Raw genomic sequence first — 15,390 nt, forward strand, 5'->3', positions numbered from 1 at the left:
ACATCCGTCCGGTTACGCTCATGACATGCATGCCTGGCCCGCTTCCGAGGTCCCCGCCCTGACTGGTCAGGGCCGCGACCTGAGGATCCACGACACCGCGACCGGTGCCCTGGTGACCCTCGACCCCGGTCCCGTCGCCCGTATCTACGTCTGCGGCATCACCCCGTACGACGCGACCCACATGGGTCACGCGGCGACCTACAACGCGTTCGACCTCGTGCAACGCGTGTGGCTCGACACCAAGCGGCAGGTTCACTACGTCCAGAACGTCACCGACGTCGACGACCCGCTGCTGGAGCGGGCCGTGCGTGACGGGATCGACTGGGTGGGGCTCGCCGAGAAGGAGACCGCGCTCTTCCGGGAGGACATGACAGCCCTGCGGATGCTGCCCCCGAAGCACTACATCGGCGCCGTCGAGGCGATACCCGGCATCGTCCCGCTCGTCGAGCGGCTGCGGGACGCGGGCGCCGCCTACGAGCTCGAAGGGGACGTCTACTTCTCCGTCGAGGCCGACCCGAACTTCGGCAAGGTGTCCCACCTGGACGCCGCCGCCATGCGCCTGCTGTCCGCCGAGCGCGGCGGTGACCCCGACCGGGCGGGCAAGAAGAACCCGCTCGACCCGATGCTGTGGATGGCCGCCCGGGAGGGCGAACCGAGCTGGGACGGCGGTTCACTGGGCCGCGGTCGCCCCGGCTGGCACATCGAGTGTGTCGCCATCGCCCTCGACCACCTCGGCATGGGCTTCGACGTGCAGGGCGGCGGCTCCGACCTCGTCTTCCCGCACCACGAGATGGGCGCCTCGCACGCCCAGGTACTGACCGGCGAGTTCCCCATGGCCAAGGCGTACGTCCACGCCGGCATGGTCGCGCTCGACGGCGAGAAGATGTCGAAGTCCAAGGGCAACCTCGTCTTCGTGTCCGCGCTGCGCCGCGCAGGCGTCGACCCGGCCGCCATACGGCTCGCCCTGCTCGCCCACCACTACCGGGACAACTGGGAGTGGACCGACCAGGTGCTCGCCGACGCCGTCGCCCGGCTCGGGCGCTGGCGCGCGGCCGTGTCCCGGCCCGACGGGCCGTCCGCCGACGCGCTCGTCGAGGAGCTGCGCGAAGCCCTCGCCAACGACCTGGACGCCCCGGCCGCACTGGCCGCCGTGGACCGCTGGGCGGCCCTCCAGACGGAGCGGGGCGGTACGGACGAGGGCGCCCCCGGCGTCGCGTCCCGTGCCGTGGACGCTCTGCTGGGTGTGGCGCTGTAACGGCGACCGTGCACAGGTGGGGCGCCGGGCGGGTTCAGCCGCCCGGCGCCCCTGTGCGTGGGCCTGCGGCCGGACAGGAACCTCGGTGGCTCAGTGGTTCAGCCAATCAGCCGCTCAGTGGTTCGTCCGGTGCGGAGCACACCCCGCCCCCGGACCTGAGCCGCCCACAGCTGTCGAGGTGCTGTCGACTCTCCCGGGGAGGCTGTGGCGCGAGTCGACATGTGATGTGGTGTCAGGGTCAGTTGACCCGTAGGACCGGCCAACTGCCGGTCCCTTCCTGGAAGGAAACCCCGTGGCACCCACACACGGTTCCTTCGCACGTCATGTCAGCCGCCGCGGACTCCTCGTGGCGGGCGCCGCCACCGTCTCCGCCGCCCTGACGGTCTCACCGGCCGCCGCCTCACCGAAGACCCTGCCGACCCTGATACCTCTTCCCAATGGATTCCGTCCCGAAGGCATAGCCACCGGCTCCGGCCCCTACGCCTACCTGGGCTCGCTCGGCGACGGCTCGATCTACCGCGCCGACCTGCGCACCGGCGCCGGCGAGATCATCTCCACCGGGCCCGGCACCCCGGCCGTCGGGCTCAAACTCGACGGCCGGGGACGCCTGTTCGTCGCCGCCCGCGCCCAGGGCGCCCGGGTCGTGGACACCCGTACCGGTGCCGTCCTCGCCTCGTACGCGCTCACCACGGCGACCCCCACCTTCGTCAACGACGTGTTCCTGACCCCGCGCGCGGCGATCTTCACCGACTCCTTCCAGCCGGCGCTCTACGTCCTCCCGCTCGGCCGGGGCGGTGCGCTGCCGGGCGCCGGCGATGTCGTACGGATCACCCTGAGCGGCGACTGGAGCCAGGTGCCCGGCGAGGTCGTCAACGCCAACGGCATCACCGCCACGCCCGACGGAAAGGCGCTGCTCGTCGTCCAGTCCGGGGTCGGCGGACTGCACCGGGTCGACCCGCGCACCGGGGTCACCAGGCTCGTCGGCCTCGGGGACGCGGCCCCGCTCACCAACGGCGACGGCCTGCTGCTCCTCGGGCGCACGCTCTACGTCGTACAGAACCGGCAGAACGCGATCGACGTGTTCACGCTGTCGAAGGACGGGAGCAGCGGGGTCTTCCAACGCCGCATCACCGACCCGGACTTCGATGTGCCGACCACCGTGGCCGCGTACCGGGACCGGCTGTATCTGCCCAACGCCCGGTTCTCGACGACGCCGACGCCCGGGACGACGTACGCCGTGGTCGCGGTGGAGCGCTGACCGGCGCCGGGACGTGACATGACGTACGGGGAAGGGCAGGTGCGCGTGGTGCGCACCTGCCCTTCCCCGTGTCCGGACCTGACCGCTCAGTCCTCCGGGGAGTCCTCGTCGTCCGTGCTCGGCAGCTGGGGCGGCTTCGGCGGCTGTGGCTTCGGGCGGGGCGTCGGGTTGTCCCGGAGGTACGACGCGCTGTCCGTGCCGTCCGCGGTGGCGTGGCCGCCGGGGGACGGGCCGGGGCCCGCCGGGCCGGTACCGTCACGGCGGCGCAGATAGCGTTCGAACTCGCGGGCGATGGCCTCGCCCGTCGCCTCGGGCAGCTCGGCGGTGTCCCGGGCCTCCTCCAGCGTCTGCACGTACTCCGCGACCTCGCTGTCCTCGGCGGCCAGCTGGTCCACGCCGACCTGCCAGGCACGCGCGTCCTCGGGCAGCTCGCCCAGCGGGATGCGGATGTCGATCAGGTCCTCCAGCCGGTTCAGGAGGGCCAGCGTCGCCTTCGGGTTGGGCGGCTGCGACACGTAGTGCGGGACCGCCGCCCACAGCGAGACCGCCGGTACGCCCGCGTGTGTGCACGCCTCCTGGAGGATGCCGACGATGCCCGTGGGGCCCTCGTACTTGGTCTCCTCCAGGTCCATCCGCTGGGCCAGATCCGCGTCGGACGTGACCCCGCTGACCGGAACCGGACGGGTGTGCGGAGTGTCGCCGAGCAGGGCGCCCAGGACCACCACCAGTTCCACGCCCAATTCGTGCGCGAAGCCCAGCAGCTCGTTGCAGAACGAGCGCCAGCGCATCGACGGCTCGATACCCCGGACCAGCACGAGGTCACGGGGCTTGTCGCCGCCGACCCTGACCACGGACAGCCTGGTCGTCGGCCAGGTGATCTTGCGGACGCCGTTGTCCAGCCACACGGTGGGGCGGTTGACCTGGAAGTCGTAGTAGTCCTCGGCGTCGAGCGCCGCGAACACCTCGCCCTTCCACTCCCGGTCCAGATGCGCGACCGCGCTGGAAGCTGCGTCGCCGGCGTCGTTCCAACCCTCGAACGCGGCCACCATGACTGGGTCGATCAGCTCGGGAACCCCCTCCAGCTCGATCACCCAGCGCCTCCTTCCGACGTGCCCTCGCTTGACCACCCAACCTTACGGCGTGCGGCGGGGGCGCTCGCAGCCCCCTTGCACGGGGGAGTGAACGGATCACTGCCCCGATAGACCCCCCGAAACACCATCCGTGAGCCACCCCTCACCACCCCCGCATTCATCCGAGCGGTCGGGGTGCCGGTCCTGAGGCTCAGACAGGGACCGTGATCCGGATCCCCTACCGGATTTCCCCTGGGGACTCCCCGACGGATTCCGGTACGGCTAGAGGGTCGACCTCAGCCACTGCTCCACGCTCGCGATGTGCACCGTCGCCCACGACCGCGCCGCCTCCGCGTCCCGGTCGCGCAGTGCGCCCAGGATCGCCCGGTGCTCGTGCAGGGTGCGGCTGACCGCGTCCTCCTGGGTCAGACCGCGCCAGATCCTCGCCCGGGTGGTGGGCCCGGACAGACCGTCGAGGAGGGAACAGAGCACCGAGTTGCCGGAGCTCTGCACGATCCCCCGGTGGAACTCCAGGTCGGCGGCGACCAGTTCCTCCACCGACGGCTCGCCGCCGAGCCGCTCCAACTGGGCGGACAGCGCGTCCAGCTGCTGCTCGCTGATGCGTGACGCCGCCATCGCGGTGGCGGCCGGTTCCAGGATGCGGCGTACCGCCAGGAACTCCAGGACGGTGTCGTCGCGATGGAAGTCGACGACGAAGCTCAGTGCTTCGAGCAGGAGTTGGGGATCCAGGCTGGTGACGTAGGTGCCGTCGCCCTGCCGTACGTCGAGGATCCGGATGAGCGACAGGGCACGCACCGCCTCCCGCAGGGAGTTGCGGGACAGCCCCAGTTCGGCGGCCAGCTCGCTCTCCTTGGGCAGTCGGTCGCCGGGGCGCAGAGACCCGGAGACGATCATTCCCTTGATCTTCTCGATCGCCTCGTCGGTGACTGCCATGGCGGGCCTCCCTGTCGTTCAGACATCCGATGTCTCAGGCCATTATGGGGGTTCAGTGGGCTGAACGGCACGCAAAATGCGATGTCAGCCCGTACGAGGGTGCCCCAGGGGTGGCTGGAACGGTACCCGCGCGCTGCTGGTTCGGCAGCGCGTTCGGGTGGCGGCCCGGCAGTCCGTACGGATGTCGGGCCGGCCTCCCGCGCGGATGTCAGGCCAGCGCTTCCAGGCCGGCGAGCGCGGCGGCCTCGTCAAGGGTGGTGAGGGTCCGGTTCCGCATCAGGACCCTGCCGTCCACGACGGTGTCCCGGACGTCCGCCGAGTGCGCCGCGTACGCGAGCGTCGACCAGGGGTCGTGCCGGGGCCGCAGGTGCGGTGCGCCGAGGTCGAGCACGATCAGGTCGGCGCGCTTGCCCGCCTCCAGTGAGCCCAGCCGGTCGCCCAGGCCCAGCGCCCTCGCGCCCTCGATCGTCGCCATGCGTACGGCCTGTTCGGCGCCGACTGCCGTGGGGTCACCGCCCGCCTTGTGCACCAGGGCCGCCTGCCGGACCGCGCCCAGTACGTCCAGGGTGTTCGAGCTGACGGCTCCGTCGGTGCCCAGGCCGACCGTCACGCCCGCGCTGAGCAGCTGCGGCACGGGCGCGATACCGCAGCCGAGCTTCAGGTTCGAGACGGGACAGTGGGCGACGGCGGTGCCGGTGCGGGCCAGCGCCGCGATCTCCGGGCCGGTCAGGTCCACGGCGTGGGCCAGCAGCAGGTCGGGGCCGAGCAGCCCGAGCGAGTCGAGCAGTTCCACCGGGCGCTTGCCGTACCGCACCTCGACCGTGGCGACCTCGGTCGCGTTCTCGGCGGCGTGGATGTGCAGCAGGGCACCGAACTCCCGTGCCAGGGCGGCGATCTCGACGAGCTGCTCGGGGGAGAGGGTGTAGGTGGAGTGCGCGAAGAGGATCGGACGGTGGCCGGGCCGCGGGGTGCCACGGGCGGCAAGGTCCTGCCGGGCCCACGCCAGCCGCTCCTCGTAGGCGATGCCGTCGGGCGGTTCCGGTACGTCCATGAAGGTGGGGCCGGTGTGCAGCCGCCAGCCCGCCTCGCGCGCCGCCTGTTCGGCCGCCTCGTGGAACCAGTACATGTCGAGCGCGGAGGTCACCCCGGCCCGTACGCTCTCGGCGACCGCTACCCGGACCGCCGCCGCCACGTTCTCCGGCGAGAGCAGTTGGGCCTCCCACTTCAGCACGCGTTCCAGGAAGCCCTGGAGGGTCACGTCGTCGGCCCGGCCGCGAAGCAGCGTCATCGCGAGATGGGTGTGCGTGTTGACCAGGCCGGGGAGGACGAGGCAGTTCGCGGCGTCAAGGGACTCGTCGGGTGTGAACCGGGTTGTCAGTTCCTCGGTGGGGCCGACGGTGACGATCTCGCCGTCCAGGACGGCAACCGCCCCGCCCGGTACGACGGTTCCGGCCTCGTCGACGGTGAGCACGTCACCGCCGTGCACCAGCAGGTCGATCCGCTCGCTCATGCGCCGTGCTCCCCGTCCCCGGCGCCGGCCACGGCGTCGTTCTCCGCCAGCAGGCGCAGCGCCTCCAGCGACACCACAGCGCCGCGTTCGACGCCCTCCGCCACGATCTCCCGGTGCGGGTTGTAGCCGCCGGTGGCGGTTTCGTCGACGAGTTCGTCGGCGTTCGCCCCGTCGATCACGACCACTCCGCCCGCGACCAGTCCACGCAGCGAGGCCGTCACCAGCAGCGCGCTCAGCTCCATCTCGATGGCGGCGAGTCCGGCGCCCTCGTAGGAGAAGAGGGGGAGGAGACCGGGCTGGAAGGCGGCCCGCGTCCACACGATGCCCCGGTGGTGCGGGGCGCCCGCCTCGCGTGCCGCCCGCTGGAGCGCGAGCACCGCCTCCGGGGAGGACACCGCCGGGTACTCCGGGGGGAGCAACTGCTGGGTGACACCGTCGTCCCGTACGGCAGCCTCGGCGATGACGAGGTCGCCGTCGCCGATGCCCGGCCTCATCGCCCCCGCCGTACCGAACCGCAGGAAGGTCCGCACACCGGCGTCCGCCAGCTCCTGGAACAGCAGGATCGCACCCGGGGCGCCCACCCCGTGCGAGGCGACCAGTACCGGCACGCCCTTCCAACTCCCGGTGAACACACGGTATTCGCGGTGGTACGACACCTCCTGCGCGCCCTCCAGCCTGGCGCCGACGAGAGCGGCGCGCAGCGGGTCGCCGACCACCAGCGCGCGCGGCGGCAGCCCCGTACGGGGAATCCGGGTGACGGGCAACAGGTCCTGCGTCATGAGACGGCTCCGGTGGAAGGGGACATGGAGGAAGGCGCGGAGGGAGGTGTGGAGGGGGATCCGGGCGGTGGCCGGCGACGGCGGCGGGCCGTCGTCAGGAAGAGGGCGCCGAGGGTGACGACGTACGGCGCGGCGTCGGTCGCCTGCTGCGGCAGGCCGAGGCCCTGGAGACGGAAGCCGGCCGCCTCCGCGAGGCCGAACAGCAGCGCCGCCAGCAGCACACCGAGTGGCAGCGCACGGCCGAGCATGACCGCGACCACGGCGATCCAGCCGCGCCCTGCCGTCATGTTCTCGGAGAACAACGTGACGTTGCCGAGCGCGAGTTGGGCCCCGGCGAGCCCGCACAGCACACCCGAGACGAGCACGGCCCCGTACTGGTACCTGACCGGGCTCACGCCGAGCGTCGCCGCCGCGTCCGGTGCCTCGCCGACCCCGCGCAGCCTGAGCCCCCACACATGCCGGGACAGCATCAGCGCGGCCACACCGACCGCCGCCCACGCCAGATACGCGAGCGGTGAGAAGCCACCGACCAACGGCAGCCCGGCCAGTGACGGATCGTCGAAAGTGCCCTGCACGCCGAAGACGGTACGGAGGAGGAAGCTGGTCAGGCCAACTGCCAGGAGATTCAGGGCGATTCCCAGAACTACCGCGTCCCCGCGCAGGGTTACCGCTCCCACGGCCAGGATGAGGGAGTACGCGGCGGAGGCGAGCGCCGCCGCCAGCACGCCGAGCCAGGGACTGCCGGTGAACCAGCTCGTGGCCACGGCGGTGAAGCAGCCCATCAGCATCATGCCTTCGAGGCCGATGTTGAAGACGCCCGCCCGCTCGCAGATCGCCCCGCCGAGCGCGGCCAGCAGGATGGGCGTCAGCGCGCGCAACGCCGACATGAGGAGATCGGAGTCGAAGAACATCAGACCAACTCCCCTTGTGTGTCCTGTGAGCCTTGCGCGTCCGGTGAGCCCTGCGGGCTCTGCGAGCCTTGTGGGACGGGATCGTCGACGGGTTTGTCGCTGCGCTTGCGGCGGAGGCGCGGGAAGCGCAGGCGGGCCGCGAGGAACACGATCACGATCGCCTGGAGCACCTGCGTCAGCTCGCGCGGTACCTCGGTCGTCCGCTCCATCGACAGGCCGCCCACTTGCAGCACGGCGAAGAAGAAGGACGCGAGGACCGTCCCGACGGGCGCGGCGCCGGCCAGCAGGGCCGCCGTCAGACCCGTCCAGGTGTAGCCGGACGCGGTGAGCGAGCCGTCGAGGAAGCGGTACGGGAAGCTCAACACGCCTATGGCGCCCACGAGTCCGGCCAGCGCGCCCGACACCGCCATCAGCCGGAGCGTGAGGCCCTTGCGCTCGACTCCCGCATAGGCGGCGAACCGGGAGTTGAGGCCGGTCATCCGCATCTCGTAGCCGACCGCGGTGTGCCGGTCGGTGAACCAGTACGCGGCGGCGGCCACGACGACCAGCAGCAGTCCGGCCGTCACGGTCGACGAACCGAACGCGGGCAGCGCGACCCCGTCCGGCAGTTGCCGGGTCTGGGGGAGGCTGGAACCCGGTTCCTTGAGCGGATAGCGGGCCAGGTAGGAGGCGAAGGACGCCGCCGGGTAACTGAGCAGCAGACTGCTGACCAGCAGCGGTACGCCGAACCGGTTCTCGCACAGGGCGGCCAGGGCCGCGTACCCGGCACCGGTCGCCATGCCCGCGAGCAGCGCGAGGACGACGGTGAGCGGCGCGGGCAGCGGCGAGTACAGCCCCGTCACGGCCGCCGCCATCCCGCCGAGGACCATCTGCCCGTCCCCGCCCAGGTTGATGAGCCCGGCGCGCAGCGGCACGGCCAGTGCGAGGGCCAGGCCCAGCACGCTGGTCAGGGTGGTCAGCGTCGACCCGATGCCGTCGGCGCCGAGCGAACCGCTGAGCACCGCGCCGTACGCGGCGACCGGATCGGCGCCGGTCCCGACGAGGAACAGGGCGCCGATGACGACCCCGGCGAGCACCGAGAAGGCGACGGGGGAGCGGAGGGCTTTCGTCAGGTGGGCAACTGGGGATGTGCGGGTTGTTTGTTCCATGTCAGTCCCCGACCTCCATCGAGGCGACCGGGGCTACGGGAGCCACCGGAGCCGAGCTGCCGGCGCCGCCCGCCATCGCGAGCCCGAGCGACCGTTCGTCCGCCTCGGCCTTCTCGTACGACGCCGTCACGCGACCCTCGTACATCACCAGGACCCGGTCCGCGAGCCCCCGGATCTCGCTCAGCTCCGCCGAGACGAGGAGGACGGCGTGACCGGCGTCGCGGTAGGCGATCAGCTGGTCGTGGATGTTCTGGACGGCGCCGATGTCGACCCCGCGGGTGGGCTGCTCGACGAGCAACAGCGGGGCTTCGTGGGCGAGTTCGCGCCCGATGAGCAGCTTCTGCAGGTTGCCGCCGGACAGCGAGGACGCGGGCACCTCGGGGGACGCCGCCTTGATGCCGAAGCGTTCGATGAGGCGCCGCGCGTGACCTCGTACGGCGGCGGGCGGCAGCAGCCCGCGGGAGGACAGCGACGTACGGTGGTGGCCCATCGCCAGGTTGTCCGCGACCGACGCGGCGGGCGCCGTACCGACGGCGTGGCGGTCCTCGGGGACGTACGCGAGGCCCTTGGCGCGGCGTTCGGTCGCCGAGGCGTGCGTGATGTCGTCGCCGAGCAGCGCGACCCGGCCGGAGGTCACCGGCCGCAGTCCGGCCAGCGCCTCCACCAGCTCGCTCTGGCCGTTGCCGGCGACGCCCGCGATTCCGACGATCTCCCCGGCGCGGACGCTGAGTCGGACGTCCCGTACGCCGTCCGTCGCGAGGCCGGTGACGTCCAGGACCACGTCGCCCGGGGTGCCGGGGGCGTGGACGCGGTCGAGTTCCACGGCGCGGCCGGTCATCGCGGCGGCGATCTCGGCGGCGGACGTCTCGGCGGTGACCAGGCGGGCGACGACCCGGCCGTCCCGCAACACCGTGACGTTGTCGCTGCCTTCGAGGACCTCGCGGAGTTTGTGCGTGACCAGGATGACCGTACGGCCCTGTGCGGCAAGGGACTTGAGGACCGTGAACAGGGCGTCCGCCTCGGCGGGCGTGAGGACGGCGGTCGGCTCGTCGAGGATGAGCGTCCGGGCGCCGCGGTGCAGCAGCTTCAGGATCTCCACCCGCTGGCGCAGCCCGACGGGCAGGTCACCGACCCGGGCGTCCGGATCGACCGCGAGCCCGTGCTCCTCGGCCAGCTCACGCACCCGGCGGCGGGCCGCACCCCGGTCCACCAGGCCGAAACGGCGCGGCTCGGCGGCGTACACCACGTTCTCGGCGACCGTCAGCGAGTCGAACAGCTTGAAGCTCTGGTGGACCATGCCGAGCCCGGAGGCCATCGCGTCGCCCGGGTCGGCGAACGCGACCTCGTTCCCGTCGATCCGCACCGACCCGGCGTCCGGGCGTTCCATCCCGTACAGGACGGACATGAGGGTCGACTTGCCGGCGCCGTTCTCGCCCATCAGGGCGTGGATCTCGCCGCGCCGGACGGTCAGGTCGACGGCGTCGTTGGCGAGCGTGCCGGGGAACCGCTTGGTGATTCCCCGGAGCTCGACAGCCGCCGCCTCCCGGTCAGCCGACGGCGGCGGGGTCATCGACCGTCAGCTCTCCGGACACGATCTGGTCGCGGAGCGCCTCGATCTTCTTCAGGACGTCGGGGTGCTTCGCGATCACGCACTGGGACGAGTCGACGCCCTTCTCCAGACCCGTGAGGCTGATGCCGCCCTCCTTCAGGCCGTACGAGGTGGTCGTGCCCGTCTGACCGGCGAGGACCTGCTCGACGCCCTTCTCCACGGCGATGTCCGTGCGCTTGATCACATTGTCGACGACCGTGCCGGGCGCCGAGGGGCACTGGTTGACGTCGACGCCGTACGCGAACGCGCCCTTCGCCTTCGCCGCCTCGAACACGCCGTAGTTGCCGGCCGCGGCAGCCGCCATCAGCTGGTCGTACCCCTTGGAGAGCAGGTCGTTCGCCTGCTCCTTGGCGCGCGCCGAGTCGTCGAACGGGGACTGGCCGCCGACGAAGCGGGTGCCGGTCTCCGTCTTCGCGGCGACATGCTGGGCGCCTGCCGCGAACGGGTCGCTGAAGCGGCGGAACACGGGCGTGTCCAGCACGTCCACCGCGCCGACCTTGCCGCTCCTGCTCAGCAGCCCGGCCTCCGCACCGGCGAGGAAGACGCCCTCGTGCTCGCGGAAGACCTCGCAGCTCACGTTGTCGATCGCCCTCGTCGTGCACGCGTCGATCATCAGGAACTGCTGCTTGGGGTGCGCCGCGGCCTGCTTCGCGACCAGGTCCGCGAACTCGAAGCCGACCAGCACGACGACGTCGGGCTTCGCGTCGACGGCGGCCTGCACGTTCTGCTGCTGGGAGGCGGCGTCGGTGGACTCGAACACCTTCGAGGACCCGTTGTGCGCCTTCGCGGCGGCCTTGACGCCGGTCACGGCCAGCTTGAGGAACTCGTTCTGCCCGACGGCGTCCGGCGTGACCAGCGTGAACGACGCGCTGCCCGCACTGCTGTCGGAGGACGCGTCGTCCTTCGCGGCGGCGTTGCAGGCGCTGGCACCGGCGACGAGCAGCGCGGTCACGGCGGCGAGCGGAAGCGTACGACGGGATCTGCGAGGCATCGGGGGACCTTCCGGAGGTACGTACGGCACAGCCCGCGCTCTGCGCTGAGCACGGGGTGGGACGGGGGAGGGGCGGGGAGCGAAAGAGGAACGGGACGGGGACGCCGAGGGGGACGGGTCAGCGTCGACAGCCGTCGCTCGCGCACCGGCCGTGGTCGAGGAACCGCCGTATGGTGAGCAGCACGGGTCCTCCTTCTCATCGGCCTTCGGGATACGGGTGCTGGACTCTAACACCGGAAATCGGCCACCGGCCCAGCTGTCTCGAACTGTGGTTCGCCGAGGTCATGTACGGTGTCGCGCACCGTCGGAACCTCAGGAGCGCCCCGTTATGCCCCAGGAACTGCGCGCCGTCGGCTGGACCGGAAACAGCCTCGCGCTCATCGACCAGACCCTGCTGCCGCACCGCGACGAGACCAGGGATGTCCGCGATGTGGACACCCTGGTGGACGCCATCCAGCGTCTCGTCGTACGCGGCGCGCCCGCGATCGGCGCTGCTGGCGCCTACGGGGTCGCCCTGGCGCTGCTCCAGGGCGAGCGCGAGGGCTGGACCGAGGACCAGGTGCGGGCGGCCGTGGCACGGATCCGTGAGGCGCGGCCGACCGCGGTCAACCTCATGGTGTGTGTGGACCGGGTCATGACCCGCTTCGCCGAGGGCCTGGACGCGGTCCTGGAAGAGGCCGCCGCCGTTCAGCGCGAGGACGTCGAGGGCAACCGCGCGATGGGCGCGCACGGTGCCGACTGGCTGCTCAAGCGCGTCGCCGGGACCGTCGGCGACCGCCCGCTGCGCGTCCTGACCCACTGCAACACCGGCGCGCTCGCAACGGCCGGATGGGGTACGGCACTCGGCGTCATCCGCGAACTGCACGCGCGCGGCCGGCTGGAGGTCGTGTACGCCGACGAGACGCGCCCGCTGCTCCAGGGCTCGCGCCTGACCGCCTGGGAGTTGGTCCAGGAGGGCATCCCGCACTACGTCCAGGCGGACGGGGCCGCGGCCGGCACGATCCTGCGCGGCGAGGTCGACGTGGCGATCGTCGGCGCGGACCGGATCGCGGCCAACGGCGACACCGCCAACAAGGTCGGCACGGTCGGGGTCGCGCTGGCCTGCGCGGACGCCGGAATCCCCTTCCTGGTGGCGGCGCCCACGACCACGGTCGACCTGGCGACGGCCACCGGTGACGACATCCACATCGAACTCCGTGGCGAGAACGAGGTGTTGGAGTGGTCGGGCGTACGGACGGCGCCCGCCGAGTCACGCGGCCACAACCCGGCGTTCGACGTGACACCGGGGCGGCTGGTGACGGGGCTGGTCACCGAGCGGGGGGTGCTGGAGGTGTCCGCCGGCGAACTGCCGGGCGAGCGCCTGCGGTAGAGGGCGGCGGCTTCTTCACGTAGAGGAGGGGTCCCCGGAGACGGGGACCCCTCCTGTTGTTCTCCGTCCCGTCGGACGTCAGCGCGGCGAGAGCTCCAACTCCAGCAGCCACTCCACGACTTCGGTGTGGTGCCGGGCCTGCCGGGGGTCGTCGCCCCACACGTACAGCCCGTGTCCCGCGACCACGACGGCCGGCATCCGGGGGTCGCGTGCCGCCTCCAGACGGTCGCCGAGCACCTTCATGTCCTGGCTGTTGGTGATGACCGGCAGGGTCACCTCGACGTCGTGGGCGGGCTGGCCGACGCCCTTGAGCATCTCGACGTCCTTGAACACGATCCCGCCCGGCTCGCGCCGGCCCATCGCCACCGACGCCACGGTGTGCACGTGCACCACAGCGCCGGCGCCGGTCAGCGCGGCGACCCGGGCGTGCAGCTCGGCCTCGGCGGACGGCTTGCCACCGTTCACCGCCGCGCCCTGCGCGTCCACCAGCACCACGTCGCCGGGCGTCAGTTCACCCTTGTCGTGGCCGCTCGCGGTGACCGCGAGAAGCAGCGGATCCCGGGACAGCACCACGGACAGGTTCCCGGAGGTGCCCCGCATCCAGCCGAAGGAGGCGAAACGGGCGGACTCGGCGGCGAGTACCGCCCCCGCCTCCTCAAGGTCGGACGTGCTGATGCCGGCGGTCACGTGGTGCTCCTAGAACTGATGGAACCTGTTGAACCTGTTGAACCGGTGGAACTGCCTGAACCGGTGGAGTTGGAGCTGGTGATGGTGATCTCGTCGAACGTCCCCGCCTGCGCGTGGTCCCCGACGCCCTGCTCGTAGTAGGGCTCCCCGGGCCGCCGGATCCCGACGGTCCGCCACCCGGCGGCGCGCGCCGCGTCCAGCTCGCCCGGCCGGTCGGAGAGGAAGAGGAGACGGCCCGGATCCGTGGTGCCGGTCGCCTCCGCGATCCGGCGGTACGACTCCGGCTCCTGCTTGGGCCCCGCGTTCTCGGTGTCGTACAGGCCCGACACGAGCGGCAGCAGGTCGCCCTCCGGGGTGGACGCGAACCACGCGCGCTGCGCGGCGACCGACCCGGAGGAGTAGACGTAGAGCCGAAGCCCCGCCGCGTGCCAGGCGCGCAACGCCGGCAGGACGTCGTTGTAGAAGTGCGAGACGAGGTCGCCGCGTGCGAAGCCCTCGGACCAGATGATGCCCTGGAGGGTCTTGAGGGGCGTCGCCTTGCGGTCCTCGTCTAGCCAGGTGTTGAGGGTCTTCTCGACGAGGACGGCGTCGGCGCCGGGCTCGGCGATCAGCTCGCGCACCTGTGCGACCGCCCGCGCCACCTCCGGATCACCGCTCCGCTCCGAGAGCAGTGCTCCGAAACGAGAGCGGGAGTACGGATACAGCACGTCGACGACGAACCCCGTGGCGCTCGTGGTGCCCTCGATGTCGAGCACCACGGCGTCGGCGGCGAAGTGCAACGTCACGCGGCGGCCCGGTCCTGCTGGAACCCGGCGTCGATCGTGTCGTAGTCCGGGAAACGGGAGGCGATGGTCGAGCCGGTGAAGTTGCCGATCCAGCCGTCCTCCTCGTGGAAGAAGCGGATCGCGGTGAAGGCGGGGCTGGTGCCCATGTCGAACCAGTGCGTGGTGCCGCGCGGCACGCCCAGCAGGTCGCCCTTCTCGCAGTACACGGCGTGCACCTCGCCGCCCACGTGCAGATAGAAGATGCCGGAGCCGGAGACGAAGAAGCGGACCTCGTCATCGTCGTCGTGCGTGTGCTCCTGGAGGAACTTCGCGCGGGCCGCCTTCGCCTTCGCGGGGTACTCCGGGTCGTCGCTGGGGTGCAGACCGAGGACGTCGACCGTGGTGAAGCCCTCCTCGGCGTTCAGCCGGTCGATCTCCGGGCCGTACGCGGCGAACACGGTGTCGCTGTCGGCGTCCGCGGGCACGTCCTCGCGGATCGGCCACTGCTCGTAGCGCACCCCGATCGGGGCCAGCGCGGCGGCGATCTCGGCCGGGTCGGAGGTACGGCGCACGACGGTCTCCGGGCCGGACTCGGGCCAGGTCGTCAGCAGGGTCATGGGAGCAACTCCAGATGGCTGGAAGGGATGCGGCAACGAAAACGAAGGCAAGTAGGAACGAAGGCAGACGGAGTGGGGGCGGAACAGGAGTGGGGGAGGGGGGAGCAGGAGGGGCCGGGGCCGGTCGTCAGTCGCGACAGCCGCGACACAGCGCGTCGGTACAGCGTCGTACCGCTGTCGCGCAGGGTGTCGTCGTCATCGGAAGCCTCACTGTCCCGGGTCGGGTGCCGGTTCCGTGATGGTAACTCCCGTCGGAGGGTCGGCAGAGTGTGACGAATCCGGCGTTCCATATGCTGAGATCTGATGTCCAAGCCTTTGACGAATGGCTTGAAACGTTCTCATGATCTCCTTATGAAGACGCTGCTGCTCGTGCGGCGGCTGTACGTGGACTTGCTCCGGTCGACCACAGCCCGCTGTCGCTGACCTGACCCGGAGTACCCGAGACGCCCCGGCCGTGGTGCGGATACC

The 15,390-nt window shown here is 71.5% G+C and carries 14 protein-coding genes; 3 read left to right on the forward strand and 11 right to left on the reverse strand.

Annotated elements, in window-relative coordinates; genetic code table 11:
• The first annotated feature begins 25 nt into the window (after nucleotides 1–25).
• Both mshC and OG595_RS34885 read left to right on the forward strand, forming a co-directional pair.
• Nucleotides 26–1,255, forward strand: a complete 1,230-nt coding sequence (gene mshC, locus OG595_RS34880; protein ID WP_329279083.1) for a cysteine--1-D-myo-inosityl 2-amino-2-deoxy-alpha-D-glucopyranoside ligase — start codon at nucleotides 26–28, stop codon at nucleotides 1,253–1,255.
• 292 nt (nucleotides 1,256–1,547) lie between these two features.
• Nucleotides 1,548–2,513: an SMP-30/gluconolactonase/LRE family protein gene (locus OG595_RS34885; protein ID WP_329279088.1), complete on the forward strand. Its 966-nt coding sequence runs from the start codon at nucleotides 1,548–1,550 to the stop codon at nucleotides 2,511–2,513.
• A gap of 86 nt (nucleotides 2,514–2,599) precedes the next feature.
• Here OG595_RS34885 and OG595_RS34890 read toward each other — a convergent pair whose 3' ends face one another.
• From OG595_RS34890 to OG595_RS34925, 8 genes are all read right to left on the reverse strand, one after another.
• Entirely contained in the window at nucleotides 2,600–3,604 is a 1,005-nt protein-coding gene (locus OG595_RS34890) for a PAC2 family protein (RefSeq protein WP_329279089.1), read from the reverse strand.
• A 261-nt stretch (nucleotides 3,605–3,865) separates the two neighbouring features.
• Nucleotides 3,866–4,537 (reverse strand): FadR/GntR family transcriptional regulator, encoded by a 672-nt coding sequence (locus OG595_RS34895; protein ID WP_329279092.1) that lies wholly within the window; start codon nucleotides 4,535–4,537, stop codon nucleotides 3,866–3,868.
• 208 nt (nucleotides 4,538–4,745) lie between these two features.
• Nucleotides 4,746–6,047 carry an amidohydrolase gene (locus OG595_RS34900; RefSeq protein ID WP_329279095.1) on the reverse strand — a complete coding sequence of 434 codons (1,302 nt, stop codon included), beginning with the start codon at nucleotides 6,045–6,047 and terminating at the stop codon, nucleotides 4,746–4,748.
• Nucleotides 6,044–6,826 (reverse strand): nucleoside phosphorylase, encoded by a 783-nt coding sequence (locus OG595_RS34905; protein WP_329279098.1) that lies wholly within the window; start codon nucleotides 6,824–6,826, stop codon nucleotides 6,044–6,046. Before OG595_RS34905 ends, OG595_RS34900 begins: the two co-directional genes overlap by 4 nt.
• A complete protein-coding gene (locus tag OG595_RS34910; RefSeq protein WP_329279101.1) occupies nucleotides 6,823–7,737 on the reverse strand; it encodes an ABC transporter permease in 915 nt (304 codons plus the stop codon). The genes OG595_RS34905 and OG595_RS34910 overlap by 4 nt, the downstream gene beginning before the upstream one ends.
• Nucleotides 7,737–8,885, reverse strand: coding sequence for an ABC transporter permease (locus OG595_RS34915; protein ID WP_329279104.1), 1,149 nt, complete (start codon nucleotides 8,883–8,885; stop codon nucleotides 7,737–7,739). Before OG595_RS34915 ends, OG595_RS34910 begins: the two co-directional genes overlap by 1 nt.
• 1 nt (nucleotide 8,886) lies before the next feature.
• A complete protein-coding gene (locus tag OG595_RS34920; protein ID WP_329279106.1) occupies nucleotides 8,887–10,455 on the reverse strand; it encodes an ABC transporter ATP-binding protein in 1,569 nt (522 codons plus the stop codon).
• Complete coding sequence (locus OG595_RS34925) at nucleotides 10,433–11,485, reverse strand: BMP family ABC transporter substrate-binding protein (RefSeq protein WP_329279108.1); 1,053 nt, start codon at nucleotides 11,483–11,485, stop codon at nucleotides 10,433–10,435. Before OG595_RS34925 ends, OG595_RS34920 begins: the two co-directional genes overlap by 23 nt.
• Before the next feature lie 328 nt (nucleotides 11,486–11,813).
• Here OG595_RS34925 and mtnA point away from each other — a divergent pair, with 328 nt between their 5' ends.
• Nucleotides 11,814–12,854 (forward strand): S-methyl-5-thioribose-1-phosphate isomerase, encoded by a 1,041-nt coding sequence (mtnA, locus tag OG595_RS34930; RefSeq protein WP_329279110.1) that lies wholly within the window; start codon nucleotides 11,814–11,816, stop codon nucleotides 12,852–12,854.
• A gap of 78 nt (nucleotides 12,855–12,932) precedes the next feature.
• On the opposite strand, the gene mtnB is transcribed toward mtnA, so the two are convergent.
• The 3 genes from mtnB to OG595_RS34945 are packed head-to-tail and all read right to left on the reverse strand — an operon-like array spanning nucleotide 12,933 to nucleotide 14,922.
• Nucleotides 12,933–13,541: a methylthioribulose 1-phosphate dehydratase gene (mtnB, locus tag OG595_RS34935; RefSeq protein WP_329279112.1), complete on the reverse strand. Its 609-nt coding sequence runs from the start codon at nucleotides 13,539–13,541 to the stop codon at nucleotides 12,933–12,935.
• A complete protein-coding gene (mtnC, locus tag OG595_RS34940) occupies nucleotides 13,538–14,326 on the reverse strand; it encodes an acireductone synthase (RefSeq protein ID WP_329279115.1) in 789 nt (262 codons plus the stop codon). The genes mtnB and mtnC overlap by 4 nt, the downstream gene beginning before the upstream one ends.
• A complete protein-coding gene (locus tag OG595_RS34945) occupies nucleotides 14,323–14,922 on the reverse strand; it encodes a 1,2-dihydroxy-3-keto-5-methylthiopentene dioxygenase (RefSeq protein ID WP_329279117.1) in 600 nt (199 codons plus the stop codon). Before OG595_RS34945 ends, mtnC begins: the two co-directional genes overlap by 4 nt.
• Between the last annotated feature and the right edge of the window lie 468 nt (nucleotides 14,923–15,390).

Source organism: Streptomyces sp. NBC_01451, from assembly GCF_036227485.1.
GTDB lineage: Bacteria > Actinomycetota > Actinomycetes > Streptomycetales > Streptomycetaceae > Streptomyces.

Bases quoted from the DNA above. Each gene is read 5' to 3' on its own strand.
- mshC (WP_329279083.1), top strand. From the start codon at position 26: ATGCATGCCTGGCCCGCTTCCGAGGTCCCCGCCCTGACTGGTCAGGGC.
- OG595_RS34895 (WP_329279092.1), bottom strand. From the start codon at position 4,537: ATGGCAGTCACCGACGAGGCGATCGAGAAGATCAAGGGAATGATCGTC.
- OG595_RS34900 (WP_329279095.1), bottom strand. From the start codon at position 6,047: ATGAGCGAGCGGATCGACCTGCTGGTGCACGGCGGTGACGTGCTCACC.
- OG595_RS34905 (WP_329279098.1), bottom strand. From the start codon at position 6,826: ATGACGCAGGACCTGTTGCCCGTCACCCGGATTCCCCGTACGGGGCTG.
- OG595_RS34910 (WP_329279101.1), bottom strand. From the start codon at position 7,737: ATGTTCTTCGACTCCGATCTCCTCATGTCGGCGTTGCGCGCGCTGACG.
- OG595_RS34915 (WP_329279104.1), bottom strand. From the start codon at position 8,885: ATGGAACAAACAACCCGCACATCCCCAGTTGCCCACCTGACGAAAGCC.
- OG595_RS34920 (WP_329279106.1), bottom strand. From the start codon at position 10,455: ATGACCCCGCCGCCGTCGGCTGACCGGGAGGCGGCGGCTGTCGAGCTC.
- OG595_RS34925 (WP_329279108.1), bottom strand. From the start codon at position 11,485: ATGCCTCGCAGATCCCGTCGTACGCTTCCGCTCGCCGCCGTGACCGCG.
- mtnA (WP_329279110.1), top strand. From the start codon at position 11,814: ATGCCCCAGGAACTGCGCGCCGTCGGCTGGACCGGAAACAGCCTCGCG.
- OG595_RS34945 (WP_329279117.1), bottom strand. From the start codon at position 14,922: ATGACCCTGCTGACGACCTGGCCCGAGTCCGGCCCGGAGACCGTCGTG.